Source organism: Flavobacterium sp. LPB0248, from assembly GCF_013388355.1.
Classification (GTDB): Bacteria; Bacteroidota; Bacteroidia; order Flavobacteriales; family Flavobacteriaceae; genus Flavobacterium.
The window spans coordinates 1,996,731-2,018,046 of the sequence record NZ_CP058246.1 but is presented as its reverse complement, the minus strand read 5'-3'; the positions used below and the strand labels follow the sequence as shown (position 1 = coordinate 2,018,046).

Genomic DNA, 21,316 nt, shown 5'->3' with positions numbered 1-21,316 from the left:
TTAAATAAAAAAAATAGAGTTGAAAAAAGAGCGTAATTTATCCGTGAACGGTTTCTTGTTTACCATAATTGGTAATGATGGAACCTTCATATTCAATCCATTCCTTCCAGCGTTTATCAATATCGATGTTGTCTTGATATTTTCTGGCAAATCCTAAAAAAGTAGTATAATGTCCTGCTTCAGAAATCATTAAATCTCTGTAGAATTTAGCTAATTCTTCATCTTTAATATTTTCCGAAAGCACTTTAAAACGTTCGCAACTTCTGGCTTCAATCATTGCAGAGAATAATAATCGGTCGCACAGAGCATCTCTTCGGCTTCCGTCTTTTTTCATGAATTTAAAAAGCTCATTTACATAATGATCTTTTCGTTCACGTCCTAAAGTAAGTCCGCGCTGCTTTATAATGTTGTGAACCATCTGAAAATGTTCCAGTTCTTCTCTGGCAATTTCAAGCATTTCGGTTACCAATTCTTCAATTTCAGAATTGTAAGTAACGATACTAATCGCGTTTGAAGCCGCTTTTTGTTCGCACCAAGCATGATCCGTTAAAATTTCTTCGATATTTGACTCAACGATATTTACCCAGCGAGGGTCTGTAGCTAATTTTAATCCCAACATAATTTCCCAGCATTTAGATTTTGCAAAATTAGTGATTTTTTACGTCCGAATATCTGGAAGTTGGGTGCAAATCCGCGGAAAAAAGCATTATTTTGTAATATGAAACAAAGATTATGAATCAAATCAAAAAACTTTTAATTATTGGGTTTGTTTGGCCCGAGCCAAAGTCTTCTGCAGCAGGCGGAAGAATGATGCAATTGATTTCTATTTTCAAAGAAAATGGATTTGAAATTACATTTGCAAGTGCGGCTCAGGACAGCAATTTTATGGTTGATTTGTCTGAATTTGGAGTAATAAAAAAAAGCATCGAACTTAATTCTTCAAGTTTTGATGGTTTTGTAGCCGAATTAAATCCAGATGTTGTCTTGTTTGATCGTTTTATGGTCGAAGAACAATTTGGATGGAGAGTGATTGAAAAGTGTCCAAATGCAATTAGAATTCTAGATACTGAAGATTTACATTGCTTGAGAACTGCAAGACAAAAAGCCTTTAAAGAAAAACGAAATTTTGAAATTCATGATTTGTTGTCTGAGGAAGTGGCAAAACGTGAAATTGCCAGTATTTTAAGATGTGATTTATCTTTGATTATTTCGGAGTTTGAAATGAATATTCTGAAAGATGTTTTCAGAATCAGTGAAGATCTACTTTTCTATCTTCCTTTTTTGGTTGATGAAATGAGGGAAGAAGATTTGCTAGAATTGCCTTCATTTAAAAACCGAAGTGATTTTGTTTTTATTGGAAATTTTCTTCATGAACCCAATTGGAATACCGTTCAATATTTGAAAGAAGCAATTTGGCCTTCTATAAAAAAAGATTTTCCAGAAGCGGTTTTGAAGGTTTATGGAGCTTATCCTTCGCAGAAAGTATTGCAGTTGCATCAGTCTAAAAACGGTTTTTACATTATGGGAAGGGCAGAAGAAGCCAGCGAAATTGTAAAAAATACAAAAGTGGTTTTAGCACCAATTCGATTTGGGGCAGGATTAAAAGGTAAATTATTAGAAGCTATGCAATGCGGAACGCCAAGTATTACGACTTCAATAGGTTCCGAAGCCATGCATGAAAATTTGCCTTGGAATGGTTTTATTGAAGATAATCCAGCTGAATTTGCTAAAAAAGCGATTGAGCTTTACCAGAATGAAAATCTTTGGAAACAATCACAAAAAAATGGAATCGAAATCATTAATAAATGCTATCAAAAAAAAGATTATTCAGAGAAATTGATTTCATTGGTGAATTCTCTTTTGATTGATTCAAAAAATCATCGTCTTCATAATTTTATGGGCAATTTGCTGCTGCATCATGCTTTTAAAAGCACCATGTACATGTCAAAATGGATTGAAGCAAAGAATAAATAGTCGCAGTTTTCAGTCGCAGTTTTCAAGTCTGTAATTACTGAAAACTGCGACTGAAAACTGCGACTCTAAACTAAGCTTCAATTTTGCCAAAACCTACCGTTTCGCGATAAATTTGTGGAGAAACATCGGCATTTGTTTTAAAAAAACGGCTGAAATAATGTTCGTCATCATAACCCAATTCGTAGGCAATTTCTTTTACGGTTTTGTTAGTCAAGTACAATTCTCTTTTAGCTTCAATAATGATCCTTTCCGAAATTAAATCGGTTAAGGTTTTGTTGAAATAATTCTTAGACAATTTTGCTAATGCTTTTGGAGAAATGTTTAATAACTCAGCATAATTTCCAGCTGAGTGTTTGGTTTTAAAATTCAGTTCAATCGCATCTTTTAAATTTTGAAGAATTATAGGTTCTTTTGAATCTGGAACCGATTTCATTTCTTCTAATTGTTCTGTTTTTAATCTTGAAGCCGTAATTAGAAAAATTTTCAAATAAGAAATAAGTAATTCATATTGTGCCAATTCAGCATTCTGAATTTCGGCTTTCATCTGATCAATAACCATATTAAAAGTTTGCGAAGCTTGTTCTGTAACTTGAACATATGGAGGCTGATAGATATTATTGAACAAAACACCATTGCAAGAAACCTCTTTTTGATGCATATGAATGCAGTAAAAGTCAGGATGAAAATGAATGGCTATTCCTTCAATTGGTTCGTTTACGCAAAGCATGAAAGGCTGATAAGGCGAAAAGGCGAGTAGTGAGTTTTCTTCGAAATGATGTTCTGCAAAATCTGCTTTTACCTTGCCTTTTCCTTTGGTTACCCAAATTAAAGAGTAATAATTATTTCGCTGCAAATGATCAAAATGGCTATTGTCTTCAAAAGGAAGAATCTTAAAAGCCAAATTTCCATTCTGCGGATTGATTAAAGTAAAAACATTTTGAGAACTCATAAATTGTTTTGTTTTTCGAAAGTATAAAGATAGCTATGAAATAAATCCACAGCTATCTTTATAAATTGTTTTTTGTTATAGTGAATATGTAGATTTTGATTAAACTGTAGGAAAGTCAATTTCAGTATTTGCTACATTATTAAAGTAGTTTGTTAAAACGTTTAAGGCTACATGACCAATAGTTTCTGCAATTTCAGCATCAGAAACTCCTGCATTTTTGGCTTTGTTTACATCTTCATCATTTACTAAACCACCTTTGCTGATTAATGTTTTTGCCAATTGTAAAATAGCTTCTGTTTTCGCGTCAGCAGAATTTCCTGATCTTGCTGCTTTTAAAACTTCTAGGTCAGCTTTAATTAGTTTTTCTCCAATAAAAGTATGTGCCGCTAAACAGTAATCACAAGAGTTGCTTTCTGAAACTGCTAAAGCAATTAATTCGCCTGTTTTTGCGCTTAATTTTCCGTGGCTCAAAGCTCCGCTTAAGTTTAAATATCCTTCAAGAACTGCTGGAGAATTTCCCATTGTTCTCATCATGTTTGGTATAACGCCTAATTTTGCCTGAACTGCGTCGAATAAATCTTTAGTTTTTCCTGTTACTTCTTCTGGGTTTAAAGCTGTTAATCGTGTCATTTTATTTAATATTTAATTGTTATTTGTTGTTGTCTTTTGACATTACAAAGTTGCAACGATTGCAGATTTTAAAACATGGAGAATGTACGCTATGTGATGGATAATTTTCCCTGCTGTTTTTTTAGAAGCTATTTCCCGCTATCCGTTCCAATCTTTTGTGCCGAACCCCGGCACAAAAGGATTTCCACTTCTATCGGGGCTAGGGCTCTCGTTTTTATAAGATTGTTTTCGTTTAGTTTGTCATCCTGACGAAGGAAGGATCACACACGAAACTCGACAAAGATTAAGGAATTGCTTTGCGGAATTTCTAGTGCGATTCCTCGTTCCTCGAAATGACAAACAAGGAGAAAAAAAAAGTGTCTGTTCTTTGGGAACAGACACTTTTAAACTTAAATTCTTGAAAAAACTATTTCAAAACACTTGCAGCATCTTGAATAGTCGTTGCGTGATAACCAGATTTAGCTTTGTCAAAAACTTTTTTGGCCCAAACTTTTCCTTCTGGAGTTTTGACCATTTCTTTATAAAGCATCATGATAGAGCCAGTTCTGCTGCTTCCAATTAAAAATTGTTCAATTGCAGGATCAGCAGCTTTATATTGATGACGAATTGCCTGAACAAACCATTGACGTTTAATGATGAAATTGCCGCCCTTAGTAAAGTTGAATTCTTTATCAATCGCTTCCATTTCTTTTACGGTAATATCAGCAGGAAGATGGTCAATAAAATGCTGTTTTTCTGCAGTGGTTGTGATTTTTTTGCTTAAACCTGTAACACCAGTTTCTCTCCAGTTTTTTTGTATTGCGTCAATAGCATCAAATTCTGCCGAGCTAACAGGAACAATGTTTGATGGAATTCCTGGTTTGTAAATCCAGTTGTCTAATTGTATTTTATCTGCTAAAGCTTTATCTCCTTTGATAAGATTTTCGTTTAAATACTTTACAAAATCTTCTGTTGTGATAGATTGGAAAGCATGAGAATCGAAATAATTTTTGATAAATGGATCAAATTTATCGCGACCAACTGCATTTTCAATAACTCTTAAAAAAGAATACCCTTTTACATAAGGAATCATGCTGATTCCGTCGTCAGGATTTCTTCCTGTTAGACTAACTTTTAATCTTGTATCTGGATTTGTATCTCCATATTCAGCAACATTATCAACCAATTCTTTATTGGTGATAACGTTTTGCATGTCAAATTCTTTTTTGCCAAAAATTGCTTCACCAATTCTGTGCTCAACGTATGTCGTAAAACCTTCGTTTAGCCAAATATCATCCCAAGTAGCGTTTGTAACTAAGTTTCCGCTCCAGCTATGGCCTAATTCGTGTGCTAGCAAACTTGTTAGCGAACGATCTCCAGCAATTACTCCAGGAGTTAAGAAAGTCAGGTTTGGATTCTCCATTCCGCCATAAGGGAAACTTGGAGGTAAAACCAAAACATCATAACGTCCCCATCTGTAAGGTCCGTATAGTTTTTCAGCGGCATTTACCATTTTTCCTAATTCAGCAAATTCATAAGCAGCACTTTTTAGAACAGATGGTTCTGCATAAACTCCGGTTCTATTATCGATTGCTTTAAATTCGATATCTCCAACTGCAATTGCCATTAAGTAAGATGGAATCGCTTTGTCTTGTTTGAAAGTATAAATTCCAGTGTCATTTTTCTTCTGTGGATTTACAGCGCTCATAACCGCCAATAAATCTTTAGGAACTGTAACTTTTGCATTGTAAGTAAAACGAATTCCTGGAGAATCTTGACAAGGGATCCAAGTACGAGACCAAACACTTTCGCCTTGAGAGAAAACAAAAGGCTTCTTTTTGTCTGCAGTTTGTTCTGGTTTTAACCATTGCAAAGCTACAGCGTCTTTAGTGGTGTTGTAGTAAATGTTTACTTTGGTCGTATTTGGTTCAATAGTAATATGAAGCGGTTTTCCGTGAAATTCAGTGTCTGCTCCAAGCTCGAATTTGGTTTCTTTTTCTTCGTCGCCTAAAGTTACTTTAGTAATATTTAAAGTGTTTTCGTCGAAAATAATTTCATTTCCTTTACTGATGTTGTCAATGGTCCAAGATGCTTTTCCTGAAATTGTTTGAGTGTCAAAATCAACTTTAATATCAAGATCAAGATGTTTTGCGACAGCGAGTTCTGGTTTAGAGTAACTGTGTTCATCAACAACAGCTGTAGTTTTTTCTGTACTTTCTTTTTTCTGGCAGGCAATTGCTGTCAGAAATAAAGTGGCAAGAATTAGTTTCTTCATTTTGTGAGGTTTTGAATTTGAGGATGAAAATTAAATAAAAAATCCCATTTTGAATAAACAAAACGGGATTTAATTATAAAATTAACAACGATTACGCCAACATTGTAACTGGACTTTCGATGTATTGTTTTAATGTTTGTAAGAACTGAGCTCCAGTTGCACCGTCAATTGTTCTGTGGTCACAAGCTAATGATAACATCATTGTGTTTCCAACTACGATTTGACCGTTTTTAACTACTGGTTTCTCAACAATTGCACCTACAGAAAGGATAGCAGAGTTTGGCTGGTTGATAATTGAATTAAATTCAGTAATACCAAACATTCCAAGATTAGATACTGTAAAAGTACTTCCTTCCATTTCTTGTGGTCCTAATTTTTTGTTTTTAGCTCTTCCCGCAAGATCTCTTACTGAACCGCCAATTTGAGATAAACTCATAGCGTCAGTAAATTTCAATACAGGAACTACTAATCCGTCTTCAACAGCTACAGCAACACCAATGTTTACGTGGTGGTTGATGATGATAGCATCTTCTTTCCACTGAGAGTTGATTTTTGGGTGTTTTTTCAATGCTAAAGCACAAGCTTTAATTACCATATCGTTAAAAGATACTTTTGTATCCGGAACGCTGTTGATAGCAGCTCTAGCTTGCATTGCTTCGTCCATGCTTACTTCGATCACTAAGTTGTAGTGAGGTGCAGTAAATAAAGATTCTGCCAAACGTTTAGCGATGATTTTACGCATTTGAGAGTTTTTGATCTCTTCTGTGTAAACTTCTCCAGCAGGAACAAAAACTTTTGGTGCAGCAGGAGCAGACGCTTCTTGTTTAGCAGCTGGTGCAGAAGCAGCAGTTTGAGCTTGAGCAGATGGAGTGAAGTTCTCGATATCGCTTTTCACGATACGTCCGTTTTCTCCAGATCCTTTAACTTGGCTTAATTGGATTCCTTTGTCAGAAGCGATTTTTTTAGCTAAAGGTGAAGCTAAGATTCTTCCTCCATTTGAAGTTTCAGCAACAGCTTCTGGTGCTTTTTCAGCAGCAGGCACAGCTTTTTCTTCTGCGGCAGGAGCACTTGCAGTTGCAGCGCCTCCAGCAGTAAAGTTATCCGCAACTCCAGAAATATCAGTTCCTGCAGGTCCGATGATAGCTAATAAGCTGTCAACAGGAGCAGTGCTTCCTTCTTGAATTCCGATGTATAATAAAGTTCCAGCATTGAAAGACTCAAACTCCATTGTAGCTTTGTCTGTTTCAATTTCTGCTAAAATATCTCCTTCAGCTACAGTATCGCCAACTTTTTTCAACCAAGTTGCTACAGTACCTTCAGTCATTGTATCACTCAAACGTGGCATAGTTACAACTATAACACCTTTTGGTAATTCAGCTGCAGCTTTTGCAGGAGCAGCAGTTTCAGTTTTTGCTTCAGCAGCAGGAGCGTCCGCTTTTGGAGCTTCAGCAGCAGGAGCATCACCGCCGGCTAAAAGAGCAGAAATGTCTTCTCCTTCTTTACCAATGATTGCTAATAATGAATCAACAGGAGCAGTTTCTCCTTCTTGAATTCCGATATGTAAAAGAGTTCCTTCGTTAAAAGATTCGAACTCCATTGTTGCTTTGTCTGTTTCGATTTCAGCTAAGATATCACCTTCGCTTACTTTGTCGCCTACTTTTTTAAGCCAAGTTGCTACCGTTCCTTCAGTCATAGTATCGCTCAAACGAGGCATTGTTACTTTAATCGCCATGATATTATAATTTATGAGGTGTAAATGGATAGTCTTCTTGTGCGTATACTACATCGTATAATTGTTGTAAGTCTGGGTATGGAGATTCTTCAGCGAATTTCGCACACTCTTCAACTAAGTCTTTAACTCTTTGGTCAATAACTTCAATTTCTTCTTGTGTAGCATATTTTTGATCCAAAATTACATCAAGAACTTGCGTAATTGGGTCGATTTTTTTGTACTCTTCAACTTCTTCTTTAGAACGGTATAATTGTGCATCAGACATAGAGTGTCCTCTGTAACGGTACGTTTTCATTTCAAGGAAAGTTGGTCCATCTCCGCGACGCGCTCTTTCGATAGCTTCGTGCATTGCTTCAGCAACTTTTACAGGGTTCATTCCGTCAACAGGTCCGCAAGGCATTTCGTAACCTAAACCTAATTTCCAGATGTCAGTGTGGTTTGCAGTTCTTTCTACAGAAGTACCCATTGCATAACCATTGTTTTCAACGATAAATACAACTGGAAGTTTCCATAACATAGCCATGTTGAAAGCTTCGTGAAGAGAACCTTGTCTAGCAGCACCATCACCAAAGTAAGTCATAGTAACACCGCCAGTGTTGAAATATTTGTCTGCGAAAGCAATACCAGCTCCTACAGGAATTTGAGCACCTACGATTCCGTGTCCACCGTAAAAACCGTGTTCCTTAGAGAAAATGTGCATAGAACCTCCCATACCTTTAGAAGTTCCTGTTGCTTTTCCTAAAAGTTCTGCCATTACGTTTCTAGGATCTACTCCCATACCAATTGGCTGAACGTGGTTTCTGTAAGCAGTAATCATTTTATCTTTGGTCAAATCCATAGCGTGCAGTGCGCCAGCTAATACAGCTTCTTGACCATTATATAGGTGTAGAAAACCTCTAACTTTTTGTTGAATGTATAATGCTGCAAGTTTGTCTTCAAACTTTCTCCAAAGTAGCATGTCCTCATACCACTTTAAATATACCTCTTTTGTAACTTCTTTCATCTGAATTCTTTCTTTTGCTAAAGTTGTTTGTGTTATCGATTATTGTGCCTGTAACGCAAAATAGTTTCCTCCCACAAATTTGCGCCCGAAAGGTCGGGATGCAAAAATAAGACATTACATTTAAGAACTAAAATTAAAACGATACTTTTTGGCTTTTTTTTACAAGAACTTTTTGTCGAACATCAATGGGAGCAAATTTTTCAGAGATGATGATTTGTAAATTTCACCAATTTCTCCCATAAAATAGATTTCAATAGGGGTGTCTTGTTTTATCTCGTATTCGGCTATTGATTGTCGGCACGATCCACATGGCGGAATAGGGGCAGTAGTCTGATTGGTGTCTGAAGCAGCTGTAATTGCCATTTTTAAGATTTTGGCTTCTGGATATGCACTTCCAGCATAAAAAATCGCAGTTCGTTCAGCACAAAGTCCAGACGGATAAGCGGCATTTTCTTGGTTAGAACCTAAGATAATTTTTCCGTTGTCTAAAAGCAGTGCTGCTCCAACTTTAAACTTTGAATAAGGTGCGTAAGCTTTTTTTCTGATTTCGACAGCTTGATTCATTAAATCCTGAATTTCTGCTGGAAGTTCATTTAAATTATCAAATATTGTAAATGAAGCGGTTATATTGATTTCTTTCATTTGTTTATAAGGGAAAAAAAATCCAAATTCCTAAAATGCCGGAATTTGGATTGAATTATTTTTATTTTAAACGTTCTCTTTAATAAGTTTCGTATTTGTCTCCAAAGTTAAACGTTAAAGAGAAACGAAGCGTGTTTTCTAAAGGATTTTTTATTTTAGAAGCTGAGAATAGGTATGAAACATCAATTTTCATGATGTTGTATTTAAATCCTGCTCCTAAAGAGAAAAATTGTTTAGCGCCTTTTTCTGGACTTTCATGATAATATCCTAAACGGAATGCAAAAGCATCTTGGTACATGTATTCTCCAGCAATGCTATAAGTTACCTCTTTCATTTCTTCTTTAAATCCGCCTGGAGCGTCTCCAAAAGATTTAAAGATTCCCTGAAACCATCCTATATCATTATAGTTTCTGTAACCAATATCGGTTGCTTCTTGTTGTGATATGTCTTCAGGATCATCAAAGTCTCCGTCGCCATTTACGTCTACAGGTGTCCCAATACCAGGAGGAGTTGGAACTAAAAGTTTAGTAAGCTCAGCGCTTAAGGTAAGTTTGTTATAATCGTCAAAAATAAAATCAAATCCTCCACCTAATCTTAAATTGGCAGGTAAGAAGTTTGAGCTTATATCATCGTGGTCATAACTGATTTTTGGCCCCATGTTCTGAAAGTTGATACCTGCTCTCCATCTACCATTGAAATCCTGATAAGCAATTTCTTCTGATTGATAAAAAGCTGCTACATCTACTGCAAAAGATCTTGCAGATGTAGCATCAACTTCTTCTGAAGCTACTTTTAAGTTTGAACTGATAAAACGTCCTGCAACTGCCATCGAGAATTTCTCGCTCAATTTTAATGAGTAAGATCCGTCTAAGGCAAATTCATTCGGATTTACTTCTCGTACAGCTTCGTTAGGATCTCCTGTATATCTTAGTTCAATTCCCCCAAAACCGAAATAACGAAAACTTCCTGCAAAAGCACTTTTTTCGTTGATTTTGTTGTAATACGTAATCTGTCCTAATGAAATATCATTGGCTAGATCTGTTAAATAAGGGGTGTAACTGATGGAAAGACCTTGTGCATCTTCAGAAAATGCATACTTAGCAGGATTCCATTGCTGTGAGAAAACGTCGGCAGAAGTAGCGACACCTTGGTCTGCCAAACCAGCTGCTCTAGCATCAGCAGCGACTAATAAAAAAGGTACTCCGGTAACAATAGGTCTTGATTCCTGAGCCCTAGAATTGTAAATACTAAAAATACAAATTAATAAAAGTGATAGTTTTTTCATTTATGGGACTGGTGTTTTTGGTAGTGCAAATATATATAATATTATAGGATGACAAGCTTTTCGTATTTTTCTGCTTTTTTATTTGTTAAATTAGATTTTACAGTCAGTTTGTAAATGTAAACTCCTTTTCCGATTCTGTCACCAAAATCATCTCTTCCGTCCCATGTTATTTCTCTAGATAAAAAGCCTTCTGTTGTAATGGTTTGGTTTTTTGTCCAGACAACTTTTCCTGTAATAGTCATTACCTGTACTTGTACATCTAGTGGTTCGTATGGTCTGTTGTGTGAAAACCAAAATTGTGTATAAGTCGAAAAAGGATTTGGATAATTAAGAACGTGTGATAGTGTCAAAGAATCGTCTCCTACAACTGTAAACTGAATTTCACTCGTAACAGGATTGTTGTAAACATCCCAAGCGGTAAAACTTATGGTATGCAGTCCAGGAGCTAAATTCCGAAAAGGAAAACGTAGATTTCCGTTGGTGTAATCGTCCAATTTTGTTTGATAATAATCATTCAAAATGTACGGATTGCTTACGTCCCCATCTAAAATAGCGACAATATCGTGTCCGATTCCGCTTGCTGTATTGATTCCATTTTCATCTTCTAAGAAAGCCAAAAGAAATGGCGATTCATTAGTAATTCCTCCCGATACAAAAGTCTCATCGTTCATATATAACTTCACTTTTGGACTAATATTGTCCTGAGGTGCATTTTCGTTAATTCCTCCAATTTTAATGCTGTTATTGTATCCAGTTTGGTTTTCTGCCGCGTCATTTTTTTTCGAATAGAAACTAATTCTGCCGTTGTCAACGGGAATTCGGATGTCTCTAGGGACAACAAAGCTGAATTCAAATTGTCCATTAGTAACCGATGCATTTCCTCTGAAAATAGTTTCTCCTAAGGTTTTAAACTGCATTGGGGGACTGAATCCATCATTATTTAAGGTCGTGTTTGTAATTAATTTGTCGAAAATGGCTGTAGCTAATTCTCCGTTATAATTGCTTAAAAGGATATTATTTTCGTCTGTGATTTCTCCTGAAATTTTAATTTTTGACAAAGATTTTAAATCAGGAATTGCTTGAGAAATCACAATATCATTTACTTTCGTTAAATTAATTCGCGGTTTCGGAATAGCTAGCATTAAAGCAGGATCTCCAATGCAAAAAACAACATTGCTGGAAGAGCTTGGGTTTTCGTTTTTAGATATCCTTAATGATTCTGCAATGCTATTATATTGATTTGAGCCATAAGAAAGAAGATTTTTGCTGATTGTTTTGTTGAACTCTTCGGCATTTGTCTGTCCAATTTCGCGAACTGTTGTCAGCATTGAAATTGCGCCACCTTTAGGATTCCAATACACATATTCTCCTGCTGTAGGTCTTGTTGGATCGTCAAAACGAGAAAATTCACATGTAATGGTAATGAATAATGGATATTTATATTGATTGATAAGATTTTGCCCATCTGATTTCTCCCAAATTCTCTCGCTGGCTAGTCCGTCCTCGCCACCGTGTCCTAAATAATTAAATATCAGAGCGCCTTTTTCAAAAGCATTAAAAAAATCGGCTCTTGCTTTTGGATATCGCGATCCGCCTGCTGAAGCTTCTTGTGTGTAAGCATCTAGAAAAATTTTGTCAATATTAAAAAAAGGTTTTTCGGTTGCAATAAGATCTGCAAGCGCATTTTGATTTGCTTGTAAGGTCTGGTCGCCAGCTTTGTCAGAATCATCACTAAGTAAAACAACATTGTTTCTCCAGTTTCCGTACGATTTTGTGTCATAGTATTCAAAAACTTTATTGACCATTTCCTGTGCTTGAGAATTGTCTGAAACCAACATTCTTCCAACTGCAATATCAATTCCAGCAAGTGATGGAATAATAACGCCTTCGTTGGCATCCATAAGTCCGTAAAAATCGTCTGAAGCAAATGAAGCTTCGCCAACAGTATTGCTTATTAGAGATTGATATATAGGTACAATATTAGTGTTGTTTGAAATTCGATCTTTATAGTCAAAAGAAGCATCTCCAAATAAGTTTAAGTAACGCACTCTTTTTTCTGATGATGATGCGTTGTCATAAATATATTTAACGCAATTTCTAATAGCGGCAATATCTTGTTTGCCGGAAGAAAATTCTTGATAGATATTCTCTAATGCAATAACTTTTACATTTAAATTGGAATTTGTTCGATGAAAACTCGCAAGTCTTTCGGCTTGAGAGACTAGCGATTTTGGAGTTACAATAACATAATCGATGTCCTGAAAAGCATTTTGACTATTTCTGAAAAGTGTTCCTTTTAAGTTCTGATTGGCAACTTTTGATTGATTCTCTTTTAATGGAACATAGTAATCGGATGGGTCAAGGGTAATGTATTTTCTAACTTCGCCTAAATTTGCTTTAAAGCTAAAAGCATTCTGATTAGCATTCTCTATTTTAGATATATTATATAGGTCTGTAATATCCCAAATTTGAGTTATTGCCGATGCGTTTCCGATATTATAATTGACAATCCCAACTGTTGAACCAGCGGCATTGTATTGAAACTGAAATTGTTTACCTGTTCCCAAAAGTTTTCGTTTTGCAGTTAGATTGATATAATCTAAGTAGCCTTTTGAACCAGGAACACCATTATTATTATAGGTAAGTTTTATTTTGATATTGTCTGCTCCAGTAAATTGAGTATTTGCAGGTATTTTTCCTACCGTGTATTTTGTGTCAGAGTTTGCAATAAGAGACGGAAAGTTTATAGTTCCTGCATTTTGGCCGTTTGCGGTTATTGCAAATGAAGTAGTGGTGAACGATGCAGATGCTGCGCTTACTTCTATTTTTACAGGAACAGAAGTGTCTAGGTTTGGAAAGTTAAAGGAGAACTCTTGCTCTTGATTGATGTCAAATGATTCTCCGAGCCATTGACGACCTAGATGAACTATGTTGGTTTGGTCGATTTCGTGGTATTGATAGTCATCAAACGTGTTCAGCTCTAAAGTGCTGTTTCCTGTTGGTTGATTTAAGTTTTGAATCCTCTTTCCGTCGCCTCCAGATGTTGTAATGTAATAATAGGACTTGGTGTCGTATAAATTTAAATTGGTTTGGCTTTCTGAATTCCAATTATCGGTGCCTTCAGCATAAAAAAGAATGTAATCTTCGTTATTGAAAACGCCATCATTTTCGCCATTTATCTGTATTGCGTTTTCGGTTAAATCATCAGGATAATAAGTGTTATTGGCGAGAGGAAGCATTCTTCCGCCATTTCCGTATATTTTTATTCTTCTAGGATCAACTTTAGAAGCATCAAAACCTAAATTTTGTAAAAAAGATTTGTCTATTTTGTAAACGCCTGATTTCTGAATGTAAAATCGATACCAGTCTCCAGAAGCTAAAACAGAATTTACAATTGTTGCCGATTTTTGAAATGAAGAAGTAGATGTAGTTCGAGCTGTGGTATTGCTGATAAAGTAAGAAAAAGATTTTATGCGTTTGTAACTATTTCCTTCCTTAATTATAGGAGATATAGAAAGAAAAGAATATCTTAAGTCTCGCGCATTGGTCGTTATTACCGTTTCATTTGGTTTTTCGGGGATGTTTTCGGGTGTCAAATCTCCTAAATCAGCTCGAGAAATCGACTCGTAAGAGATATTACTTATTTGTACAGAACTGCCGTTTGAGACGTTAGGTTGGTTTAAATTTTGGAGTAATGTTATAGTTTTTTTTGTAGTGTCGAAGCGAAAACTGCTTCCTGTAAAGTATGGAATTGTAATTTTATTTTCGCCATAATTTATCTCTTTTTTGTTCTGCCAATCTATCGTAATTGCCCCATTTATCTGGGAAAATGAAAGAATTGGAATTATAAAAAGAGAGATAAGAATTGCCTGTTTCATGCGTTTTAAAAGCGAAATTTAATTAAAAAATAATTAGTAAGTAAAAATATAGTATTTCATGATACAGAGAATAATAAAAAGTATATTTTTGCGTTCGTAACTAAAGGTTATTTTCTGGGAAAAAACAGCTAAATAAAATTATGAGAACAGATGTTGCCAATTAAATGTTAATTATTATATTGCAGCACCTAAATTTATCACCTAAGAATGAGTATGAAAGTAAACAAAATTGTAGTCTTGCAGTTAATGATGTCAATGGTATTGATGTTGGGCACGGCTAGTTGTAGCAAAAAATCGAGTTCCACTCACGCTTCTAGAGCTACTGGCTGGGATGTAGATAGTCAGAATGGAACTGCTGCCAGAAATGCAGGGAAAAAACAACAGGCTGGTCCTGGTTTAGTTTTTGTTGAAGGAGGTACGTTTACTATGGGTAAAGTACAGGATGATGTTATGCACGATTGGAATAACACACCAACTCAACAACACGTTCAATCATTCTATATGGATGAAACTGAAGTTACGAACGGTATGTACTTAGAATACCTAGAGTGGTTAAAGAAAGTTTTCCCACCAACAGAAGAAAATTACAAAAATATTTACGAAGGAGCATCTCCTGATACATTAGTTTGGAGAAATCGTTTAGGATACAACGAAACGATGACTAACAACTATTTAAGACACCCTTCTTATGCTAACTATCCTGTAGTTGGTGTTAACTGGATTCAAGCAGTTGAATTTAGTAAATGGAGAACTGACCGTGTAAACGAAGCAGTTTTAGAGAAAAACGGATATCTTAAAAAAGGAGCTAAAACAAACGATGTTAATGCTGAAAATGCATTTAACACTGAAGGTTATTTAATGTCTCCTAGTACATCACGTGGTGCAAGCGATGAGATTGTATTAAAGAAAAACCCTAGCGGAAAAAGAACAAAAGCAGGAGAAGAAGAGAAAAACGTATACGCACAACGTTCTTCTGGAATTATCTTGCCAGAATATAGACTTCCTACTGAAGCAGAATGGGAATACGCTGCTGCTGCTGATGTTGGACAAAGAGAATACAATATCTACAAAGGACAAAAGAAATATCCTTGGTCTGGAGATTACACACGTTCTAATAAACGTAAAAACAGAGGTGATCAATTGGCTAACTTTAAACAAGGAAACGGTGATTACGGTGGAATTGCAGGTTGGTCAGATGACGGAGCAGATATTACAAATGCTGTGAAAAGTTATGCACCAAACGATTTTGGTCTTTATGATATGGCAGGAAACGTTGCAGAATGGGTTGCCGATGTTTACAGACCTATTATCGATAACGAAGCGAATGATTTCAACTACTACAGAGGAAACCAATATGCTAAGAACAAAATTGGTAAAGATGGTAAAGTTGAAATCGTTACAACTGCTACTATTAAGTATGATACTTTAAGTAACGGTAAAGTAATTGCAAGAAACCTTCCTGGAGAAATTGCTCAAGTGCCAGTTGATGAACAAGAAACTTATTTGAGACAAAACTTCAGCACAAGTGACAATATCAACTACAGAGATGGTGATAAACAATCTTCAAGATATTTTGATTTTGGTGATTCAGAGTCTGGATCTAAAGCAGATCAGGCAATGTACAACTCTCCTAAACACAATGTTACAACTGACAGTTTAGGAAAAATGATCAGAAAGTATGATAACTCTAGTAAACGTACTACTTTAATTGATGATAAAGTAAGAGTTTACAAAGGAGGTTCTTGGAGAGACAGAGCTTACTGGTTAGACCCAGCTCAAAGAAGATATTTCCCTCAAGATATGGCAACTGATTACATTGGTTTCAGATGTGCAATGTCTAGAGTAGGATCAAAATCTGAAAAAAGAAAATCTCCTAGAAACTAAGATTTAGGAATTCAAATAATAAAAATTCCAAATTCCAAAAGCTGAATATTCAGTCTGGAATTTGGAATTTTTTTATTGTTTTTTTTCTACTTTTATGACTTATTAAAAAATATATAAATGAATATTAAAGACATTCATAACTTGTTTTTACAGTGTAGTTCTCTATCTATTGATACCAGAAAAATTGAAAAGAATTCGATGTTTTTTGCCATTAAAGGAGAGAATTTTGACGCTAATACATTTGCCAAAGAAGCCTTAGATTTAGGAGCTTTATTCGTTGTTATAGACAATGAATCTTTTTTTATTGATGATAGAACTATCTTGGTAGAAAACAGCTTGCAAACGCTTCAGGAATTGGCAAAATTTCATAGAAGTTATTTAGGACTTCCAATTGTTGCTTTGACAGGCAGTAATGGAAAAACGACGACAAAAGAATTAATCAATGTTGTTTTATCAAAAAAATTCAAAACAAAAGCGACTATTGGTAATTTAAATAATCATATTGGTGTGCCGTTGACTTTGCTTTCTTTTACAAAAGAAACAGAAATCGGAATTGTTGAAATGGGAGCAAATCATCAAAAAGAAATTGAATTTTTATGTCAGATCGCACAGCCTGATTTTGGATATATAACCAATTTCGGAAAAGCCCATCTAGAAGGTTTTGGTGGAGTTGAAGGTGTTATTGCTGGTAAAAGTGAAATGTACCAGTATCTTTCTGCCCATCAGAAAACAGTTTTTGTAAATCTAGAAGATCCTATTCAAATAGAAAAATCAAAAGGAATTAAGGCATTTACTTTTGGAGTTAAAAAAGAAAATGCAGATTTAAATATTCAAAATATTACAGCAAATCCATTTGTTGCTATTGAATATAATGATTTTGCAATAGAATCTCATTTAATCGGACTTTACAACGCCAACAATATAAATGCAGCTGTAGCCATTGGAAAATATTTTGATGTAAAAGAAAGCGATATAAAAGACGCTATTGAAAACTATATTCCGGCAAACAATAGATCTCAAATGATGCAAAAAGGTTCAAATGAGATTATTCTAGATGCTTACAATGCCAATCCTAGCAGTATGGCAGTAGCGATTGCTAATTTTCTTCAATTAGATAAGAAAAATAAAATCATGATTTTGGGAGATATGTTCGAACTTGGAGATGAAAGTCTTTACGAGCATAAGGTTATTATTGACTCTTTAGCTGATCAGAAACAGGCCCAATGTTTCTTATTAGGAAAATCTTTTTACGCTAATAAGATTTCGAATGAAAATATTCAATTTTTTGAAACATTCGATGCTTTTGCTGAATTTCTAAAAACATTTACATTTGATTCTAATTCAATATTAATAAAAGGTTCACGAGGCATGGCGTTAGAACGAACATTAGAGTATATTTAGGAAGAAAGTTATTCAAAATATAGATTGCCTACAAAAGTTTAGACAAATTTATAGTTAAGTTTTATATTAATGAGTTCGATATTTGTCGGGCTCATTTTGTTTAAATTTGAAAATTACTAGTTTATTGCCTGCGTAGCTTGAAAGTTTTTTAACTTTTTTCCTACAAAATAAAATGATTTTTCGCTACATTTGCGGTGAACTTCATTTTTGAGAGGCGAGTTTGCTCGTCAATTTCGTTACGGGCATTTTTTATGTTCGTGAGTATAGATACGCGGTTTTGGTACCTCCGTGTGGTGCGTTAATGCGCCCACTGCCTCTCAAGGGTGAAGTTCAACGGGAAAGGCTAAAACCGTATTTTTTTGGCCTACTTAATTTTTCTTCAAATGAACTTCAAAGAAAAAACAAGCAGTAAAGAGGTAAAGATTACAGGCTCTACAATCAAAAAAACTTCAAAAGTATTATCAATTCGGAGAATGAAAGCTTATGCGTTTTATAGGCTTTCGCGCTCTATTGGCATGTATAAAACACAGCCAGTGATTGTACCACAAATACGATTATGCGGTAATTGGCTCAAAGAGGCTGGATTTTTAATCGATGAACCTGTTGCCGTAACGGTAATGAAAGGAAAGCTTATTATACAGCCTGCACAAAAAGGATAATTTAAAAAGAAAGCCATTCAATTGAATGGCTTTCTTTTTATTAAATACTCATTAGAAACCCGATTAGGTTTTCTTTCTTATTTAGTCCTAATTTCTTTCTTAGACGATAACGTGCCAACTCAACTCCGCCTGTCGAAATGTTCATAATTTCGGCTATTTCTTTCGTTGACATATTCATTAACAAATAAGTTGACAAGTCTAATTCTCTAGGAGAAATGGTAGGATATTGCCCTTTTAATCGCTTTAAAAATTCGAAATGGACATTTTTAATGTGTTTTTCTAAGTCTTTCCAGCTTTTATCTGTATTTACTTCTTTTACAATGCTTTTATGCAGTTTGCTAAATTCTGCTTTAGTGGTGTCGTCTAATATGGCGGTATCTATATCTTTCAGTTTGTGAATAATTCCATTTAAGACTTTATTCTTTTTTACTACTTGTAAAGAATTGTTTACTAGTTCTTTATCTTTTGCTAAGATTTTAATTTGGAGCTTATCATTTTTCAGCTTTTCAATTTCTTTTTCCAAATCATGCTGTTCATGTCTAATTTTGGATTCTTTTTCAAGATACAATCTTCTTTGTTCGATAGTTTCATAATACCTGTTTTTTCTAATCTTAAGTTTGATTCTAACAGAGATTAGATACGCGCCGAGCAAAATGAGTATCAGGTAAAATAAATAAGCCAAAAAGTGTCTGTACCAAGGTGGAGATACTGTAAATTCAACTTCAGTAATGTTTGATTCTATGCCATAACTATTTCTGGCTTTTAATTTCATTACATAGTTGCCCTCTCTTAAATTGGTGTATTCTTTTATCGCAGTTGATGACCAGCCGCGCCAATTCTCTTCAAAAGGTTCTAATTTATAGGAATACATTACGTTTTCTTGATTTTCATACGTTGGTGATGCAAAAGTAAATTTGACACGATTGTATTTATAAGGTATGCTGTATGATTCTAGCTTACTCGTCAGATTTCCAGTTAAAATGGTATCTCCAGGATTTGTAAAACTTTCAATAAAAGCTTTCGGTTTTGTCATAAACGTGTTCGGAATGGTCGAGTTGTAATGCGCCAAACGATCTGTTAATCCGATAAAAATATTTTGAGGATCTATCGCGTTTACCGAAATATAATTGTTTACCAAATTCCCGGTTAAATTGGAAAATATGGCTTGTTTCTTAGTGAAAGTTCCGTTTTTATTTTTAACTAATACACCAAGCGACTCGTTGAATGCGTACCATAAGTTTCCTGTAGAATCTTCAATTAAGGTATTGATAGTTGGGATTCCGTTGAATAAATTTGTGATTTTTTTATCCTCAAAAAATGTTTCTTGCTCTACAGAATATCTGTAAAAATGATTTTTTACTTGAAAATAGACTTTGTTATTTATATTTTGAAGGCTATTTATTCCTTTGAATTTATCTGATATGTTTACGTGCTTTTTAATGAAGTCAAATCTTTGTAAATCTTCCGATAACTTTACTTGATATAAGAAAGGATTTTTCTTTAGCCATAAGTAATTTGCATCTATTTCTATAGAAAAATTATTGGTGGTTTCATCAAATCCTTTTACTTGATGCAGATAATCATATCCACTGGCAGATCGCTTAAAAACAGAGAATCCGTTGTAGCTTTCACCTATTATATAGTTTTCATGGTCAGGTATTTTTTTGAATCCAAAATACCCTTTGTTGTCTAGGATTTTTGAGACTCTATTGTTTTCAATAATCAATGCGCCGCTGTTACTGGCACATATTAGTACGTTATTTATAACTTGAATATTCCAAACTTGCGAAATTGTCCCTTCGACTCTTGTAAACGGACTGTCTTTAAAGGAACTTCCCCACGGATGATAAAATAATCCCTGATTTGTAGCTACATAAAGATTTCCATTATGAGTTGTCGAAGCATAGACCGTTCCTATATTATAGCTGTAGTCAAAATAAGAAAAAGGCGAATTTTCATTAATAAATGTGATACCGTTATCCAGTCCAAGCCAGATATTGTTTTTTTTGTCAACAAATGAAGCTAAGATTGTATTGTTCTGAATCCCTTTTTGTCGGTTCAGATGTTGGATTATTTTTCCATTTAAATCACAGATAATTGCTCCATCTAATACAGAATTAAGTATTATAAACTTGTTTTTGATGATTGACCCACCAAGAGATGTATTTTTCTTGATAAATTCGTTGGCTTCTGTTGCCCATGGTTTGATAATGTCATTTTCAGAGACAAAAAGACCCTTTTCTAAAGTGGCATACAATAATCTGTTGTTAGATAATGGAAAAAGAGACCAGATTTCCTTGTCATTAAAGACAGTAGTACCTTTTATTGCTGTAAGTTTTCTGTTTTTGTATTCAAGAAGACCAAGAGTTTTGTCCTGAAAATACAAGCGATTATTTACCAAAAATGAAAACTGAAATTTATGAGGAGCGGTAAGAGTCGTAACTTTTTCATTTTTTAGAAAAAATACCTTGCTGAAAGATTGAAATATAACCTCTCCTTTAAAAATATGGATTCTCCAAATAAGATTGATGTTTTCTTTATCTATTGGGCTTAATAGATTGTAGAGAGAATGATATTTTAAAATTCCCTTTTCATCATTTTTGAAATACCCAAATTCGTTATTTCCGCCTACAAATATTCTTCCTAAAGCATCAATTTTTAAGCTTCTAATCTCAGATTTGTTTGGTAATGAATATTTATGCCAGTTTGAACCGTCAAATTGAATTAAACCACTATTGTTTGCAAAATAAATGTTTCCATTTTTATCTTGATCAATACTCCAGTTTTGAGTTCCACCTTTATATTCTGATCTTTTATAATTTTTTATATCTGGAATTCCAATATTTTTTACCTGCGAAAAACTTTTAAATTGTAAGAAAAATAATAAAATTAGTACAAAAGGTCTAACTATGGATTTCATAAAATTTTAAATATATTTTTAATATAAATGGGTTATTTTGATTTTCTATTGTTGATTTATCAATCAGGATAAATCCAGTTTTTTAAATTATTTCTAATTTATTAC

14 protein-coding genes are annotated in these 21,316 nt (G+C 34.5%); 4 read left to right on the top strand and 10 right to left on the bottom strand.

Features of this window, described 5'->3' with window-relative positions:
• Nucleotides 1-37: 37 nt before the first annotated feature.
• Nucleotides 38-619, bottom strand: a complete 582-nt coding sequence (locus tag LPB248_RS08420) for a tRNA-(ms[2]io[6]A)-hydroxylase (RefSeq protein WP_111379367.1) — start codon at nucleotides 617-619, stop codon at nucleotides 38-40.
• 113 nt (nucleotides 620-732) lie between these two features.
• Between LPB248_RS08420 and LPB248_RS08415 the strand changes: the two genes are divergently transcribed.
• Nucleotides 733-1,974 (top strand): glycosyltransferase family 4 protein, encoded by a 1,242-nt coding sequence (locus LPB248_RS08415; protein ID WP_177211038.1) that lies wholly within the window; start codon nucleotides 733-735, stop codon nucleotides 1,972-1,974.
• Nucleotides 1,975-2,044: 70 nt separating this feature from the next.
• Here the strand turns inward: LPB248_RS08415 and LPB248_RS08410 are convergent, their stop codons facing one another.
• The 8 genes from LPB248_RS08410 to porU form a co-directional block, all read right to left on the bottom strand.
• Nucleotides 2,045-2,923, bottom strand: coding sequence for a helix-turn-helix domain-containing protein (locus tag LPB248_RS08410; RefSeq protein ID WP_177211037.1), 879 nt, complete (start codon nucleotides 2,921-2,923; stop codon nucleotides 2,045-2,047).
• Nucleotides 2,924-3,022: 99 nt separating this feature from the next.
• Nucleotides 3,023-3,553: a carboxymuconolactone decarboxylase family protein gene (locus tag LPB248_RS08405; RefSeq protein WP_177211036.1), complete on the bottom strand. Its 531-nt coding sequence runs from the start codon at nucleotides 3,551-3,553 to the stop codon at nucleotides 3,023-3,025.
• Nucleotides 3,554-3,959: 406 nt separating this feature from the next.
• Nucleotides 3,960-5,807 (bottom strand): hydrolase/aminopeptidase, encoded by a 1,848-nt coding sequence (locus LPB248_RS08400; protein ID WP_177211035.1) that lies wholly within the window; start codon nucleotides 5,805-5,807, stop codon nucleotides 3,960-3,962.
• A gap of 91 nt (nucleotides 5,808-5,898) precedes the next feature.
• Nucleotides 5,899-7,539: a pyruvate dehydrogenase complex dihydrolipoamide acetyltransferase gene (locus LPB248_RS08395; RefSeq protein ID WP_177211034.1), complete on the bottom strand. Its 1,641-nt coding sequence runs from the start codon at nucleotides 7,537-7,539 to the stop codon at nucleotides 5,899-5,901.
• A gap of 4 nt (nucleotides 7,540-7,543) precedes the next feature.
• Nucleotides 7,544-8,542: a pyruvate dehydrogenase (acetyl-transferring) E1 component subunit alpha gene (gene pdhA, locus LPB248_RS08390; protein ID WP_095928018.1), complete on the bottom strand. Its 999-nt coding sequence runs from the start codon at nucleotides 8,540-8,542 to the stop codon at nucleotides 7,544-7,546.
• A gap of 159 nt (nucleotides 8,543-8,701) precedes the next feature.
• On the bottom strand, nucleotides 8,702-9,184 hold the full coding sequence (gene cdd / locus LPB248_RS08385; protein ID WP_177211033.1) for a cytidine deaminase: 483 nt from the start codon (nucleotides 9,182-9,184) through the stop codon (nucleotides 8,702-8,704).
• A gap of 79 nt (nucleotides 9,185-9,263) precedes the next feature.
• Entirely contained in the window at nucleotides 9,264-10,469 is a 1,206-nt protein-coding gene (gene porV, locus LPB248_RS08380; RefSeq protein WP_177211032.1) for a type IX secretion system outer membrane channel protein PorV, read from the bottom strand.
• A 41-nt stretch (nucleotides 10,470-10,510) separates the two neighbouring features.
• A complete protein-coding gene (gene porU, locus LPB248_RS08375) occupies nucleotides 10,511-14,347 on the bottom strand; it encodes a type IX secretion system sortase PorU (RefSeq protein WP_177211031.1) in 3,837 nt (1,278 codons plus the stop codon).
• Nucleotides 14,348-14,560: 213 nt separating this feature from the next.
• Between porU and gldJ the strand changes: the two genes are divergently transcribed.
• The 3 genes from gldJ (at nucleotide 14,561) to LPB248_RS08360 (ending at nucleotide 18,291) form a co-directional block, all read left to right on the top strand.
• Nucleotides 14,561-16,231, top strand: coding sequence for a gliding motility lipoprotein GldJ (gene gldJ, locus LPB248_RS08370; RefSeq protein ID WP_177212528.1), 1,671 nt, complete (start codon nucleotides 14,561-14,563; stop codon nucleotides 16,229-16,231).
• A gap of 117 nt (nucleotides 16,232-16,348) precedes the next feature.
• The gene (locus LPB248_RS08365; protein ID WP_177211030.1) at nucleotides 16,349-17,632 is read left to right on the top strand and encodes a UDP-N-acetylmuramoyl-tripeptide--D-alanyl-D-alanine ligase; all 1,284 of its coding nucleotides are present in this window, start codon (nucleotides 16,349-16,351) and stop codon (nucleotides 17,630-17,632) included.
• A 383-nt stretch (nucleotides 17,633-18,015) separates the two neighbouring features.
• Nucleotides 18,016-18,291 (top strand): SymE family type I addiction module toxin, encoded by a 276-nt coding sequence (locus LPB248_RS08360; RefSeq protein WP_177211029.1) that lies wholly within the window; start codon nucleotides 18,016-18,018, stop codon nucleotides 18,289-18,291.
• Nucleotides 18,292-18,331: 40 nt separating this feature from the next.
• Here the strand turns inward: LPB248_RS08360 and LPB248_RS08355 are convergent, their stop codons facing one another.
• Nucleotides 18,332-21,211, bottom strand: coding sequence for a triple tyrosine motif-containing protein (locus LPB248_RS08355; protein WP_177211028.1), 2,880 nt, complete (start codon nucleotides 21,209-21,211; stop codon nucleotides 18,332-18,334).
• Nucleotides 21,212-21,316: the final 105 nt, after the last annotated feature.

Bases quoted from the DNA above. Each gene is read 5' to 3' on its own strand.
- LPB248_RS08420 (WP_111379367.1), bottom strand. From the start codon at position 619: ATGTTGGGATTAAAATTAGCTACAGACCCTCGCTGGGTAAATATCGTT.
- LPB248_RS08415 (WP_177211038.1), top strand. From the start codon at position 733: ATGAATCAAATCAAAAAACTTTTAATTATTGGGTTTGTTTGGCCCGAG.
- LPB248_RS08410 (WP_177211037.1), bottom strand. From the start codon at position 2,923: ATGAGTTCTCAAAATGTTTTTACTTTAATCAATCCGCAGAATGGAAAT.
- LPB248_RS08405 (WP_177211036.1), bottom strand. From the start codon at position 3,553: ATGACACGATTAACAGCTTTAAACCCAGAAGAAGTAACAGGAAAAACT.
- LPB248_RS08400 (WP_177211035.1), bottom strand. From the start codon at position 5,807: ATGAAGAAACTAATTCTTGCCACTTTATTTCTGACAGCAATTGCCTGC.
- LPB248_RS08395 (WP_177211034.1), bottom strand. From the start codon at position 7,539: ATGGCGATTAAAGTAACAATGCCTCGTTTGAGCGATACTATGACTGAA.
- pdhA (WP_095928018.1), bottom strand. From the start codon at position 8,542: ATGAAAGAAGTTACAAAAGAGGTATATTTAAAGTGGTATGAGGACATG.
- cdd (WP_177211033.1), bottom strand. From the start codon at position 9,184: ATGAAAGAAATCAATATAACCGCTTCATTTACAATATTTGATAATTTA.
- porV (WP_177211032.1), bottom strand. From the start codon at position 10,469: ATGAAAAAACTATCACTTTTATTAATTTGTATTTTTAGTATTTACAAT.
- porU (WP_177211031.1), bottom strand. From the start codon at position 14,347: ATGAAACAGGCAATTCTTATCTCTCTTTTTATAATTCCAATTCTTTCA.
- gldJ (WP_177212528.1), top strand. From the start codon at position 14,561: ATGAAAGTAAACAAAATTGTAGTCTTGCAGTTAATGATGTCAATGGTA.
- LPB248_RS08365 (WP_177211030.1), top strand. From the start codon at position 16,349: ATGAATATTAAAGACATTCATAACTTGTTTTTACAGTGTAGTTCTCTA.
- LPB248_RS08360 (WP_177211029.1), top strand. From the start codon at position 18,016: ATGAACTTCAAAGAAAAAACAAGCAGTAAAGAGGTAAAGATTACAGGC.
- LPB248_RS08355 (WP_177211028.1), bottom strand. From the start codon at position 21,211: ATGAAATCCATAGTTAGACCTTTTGTACTAATTTTATTATTTTTCTTA.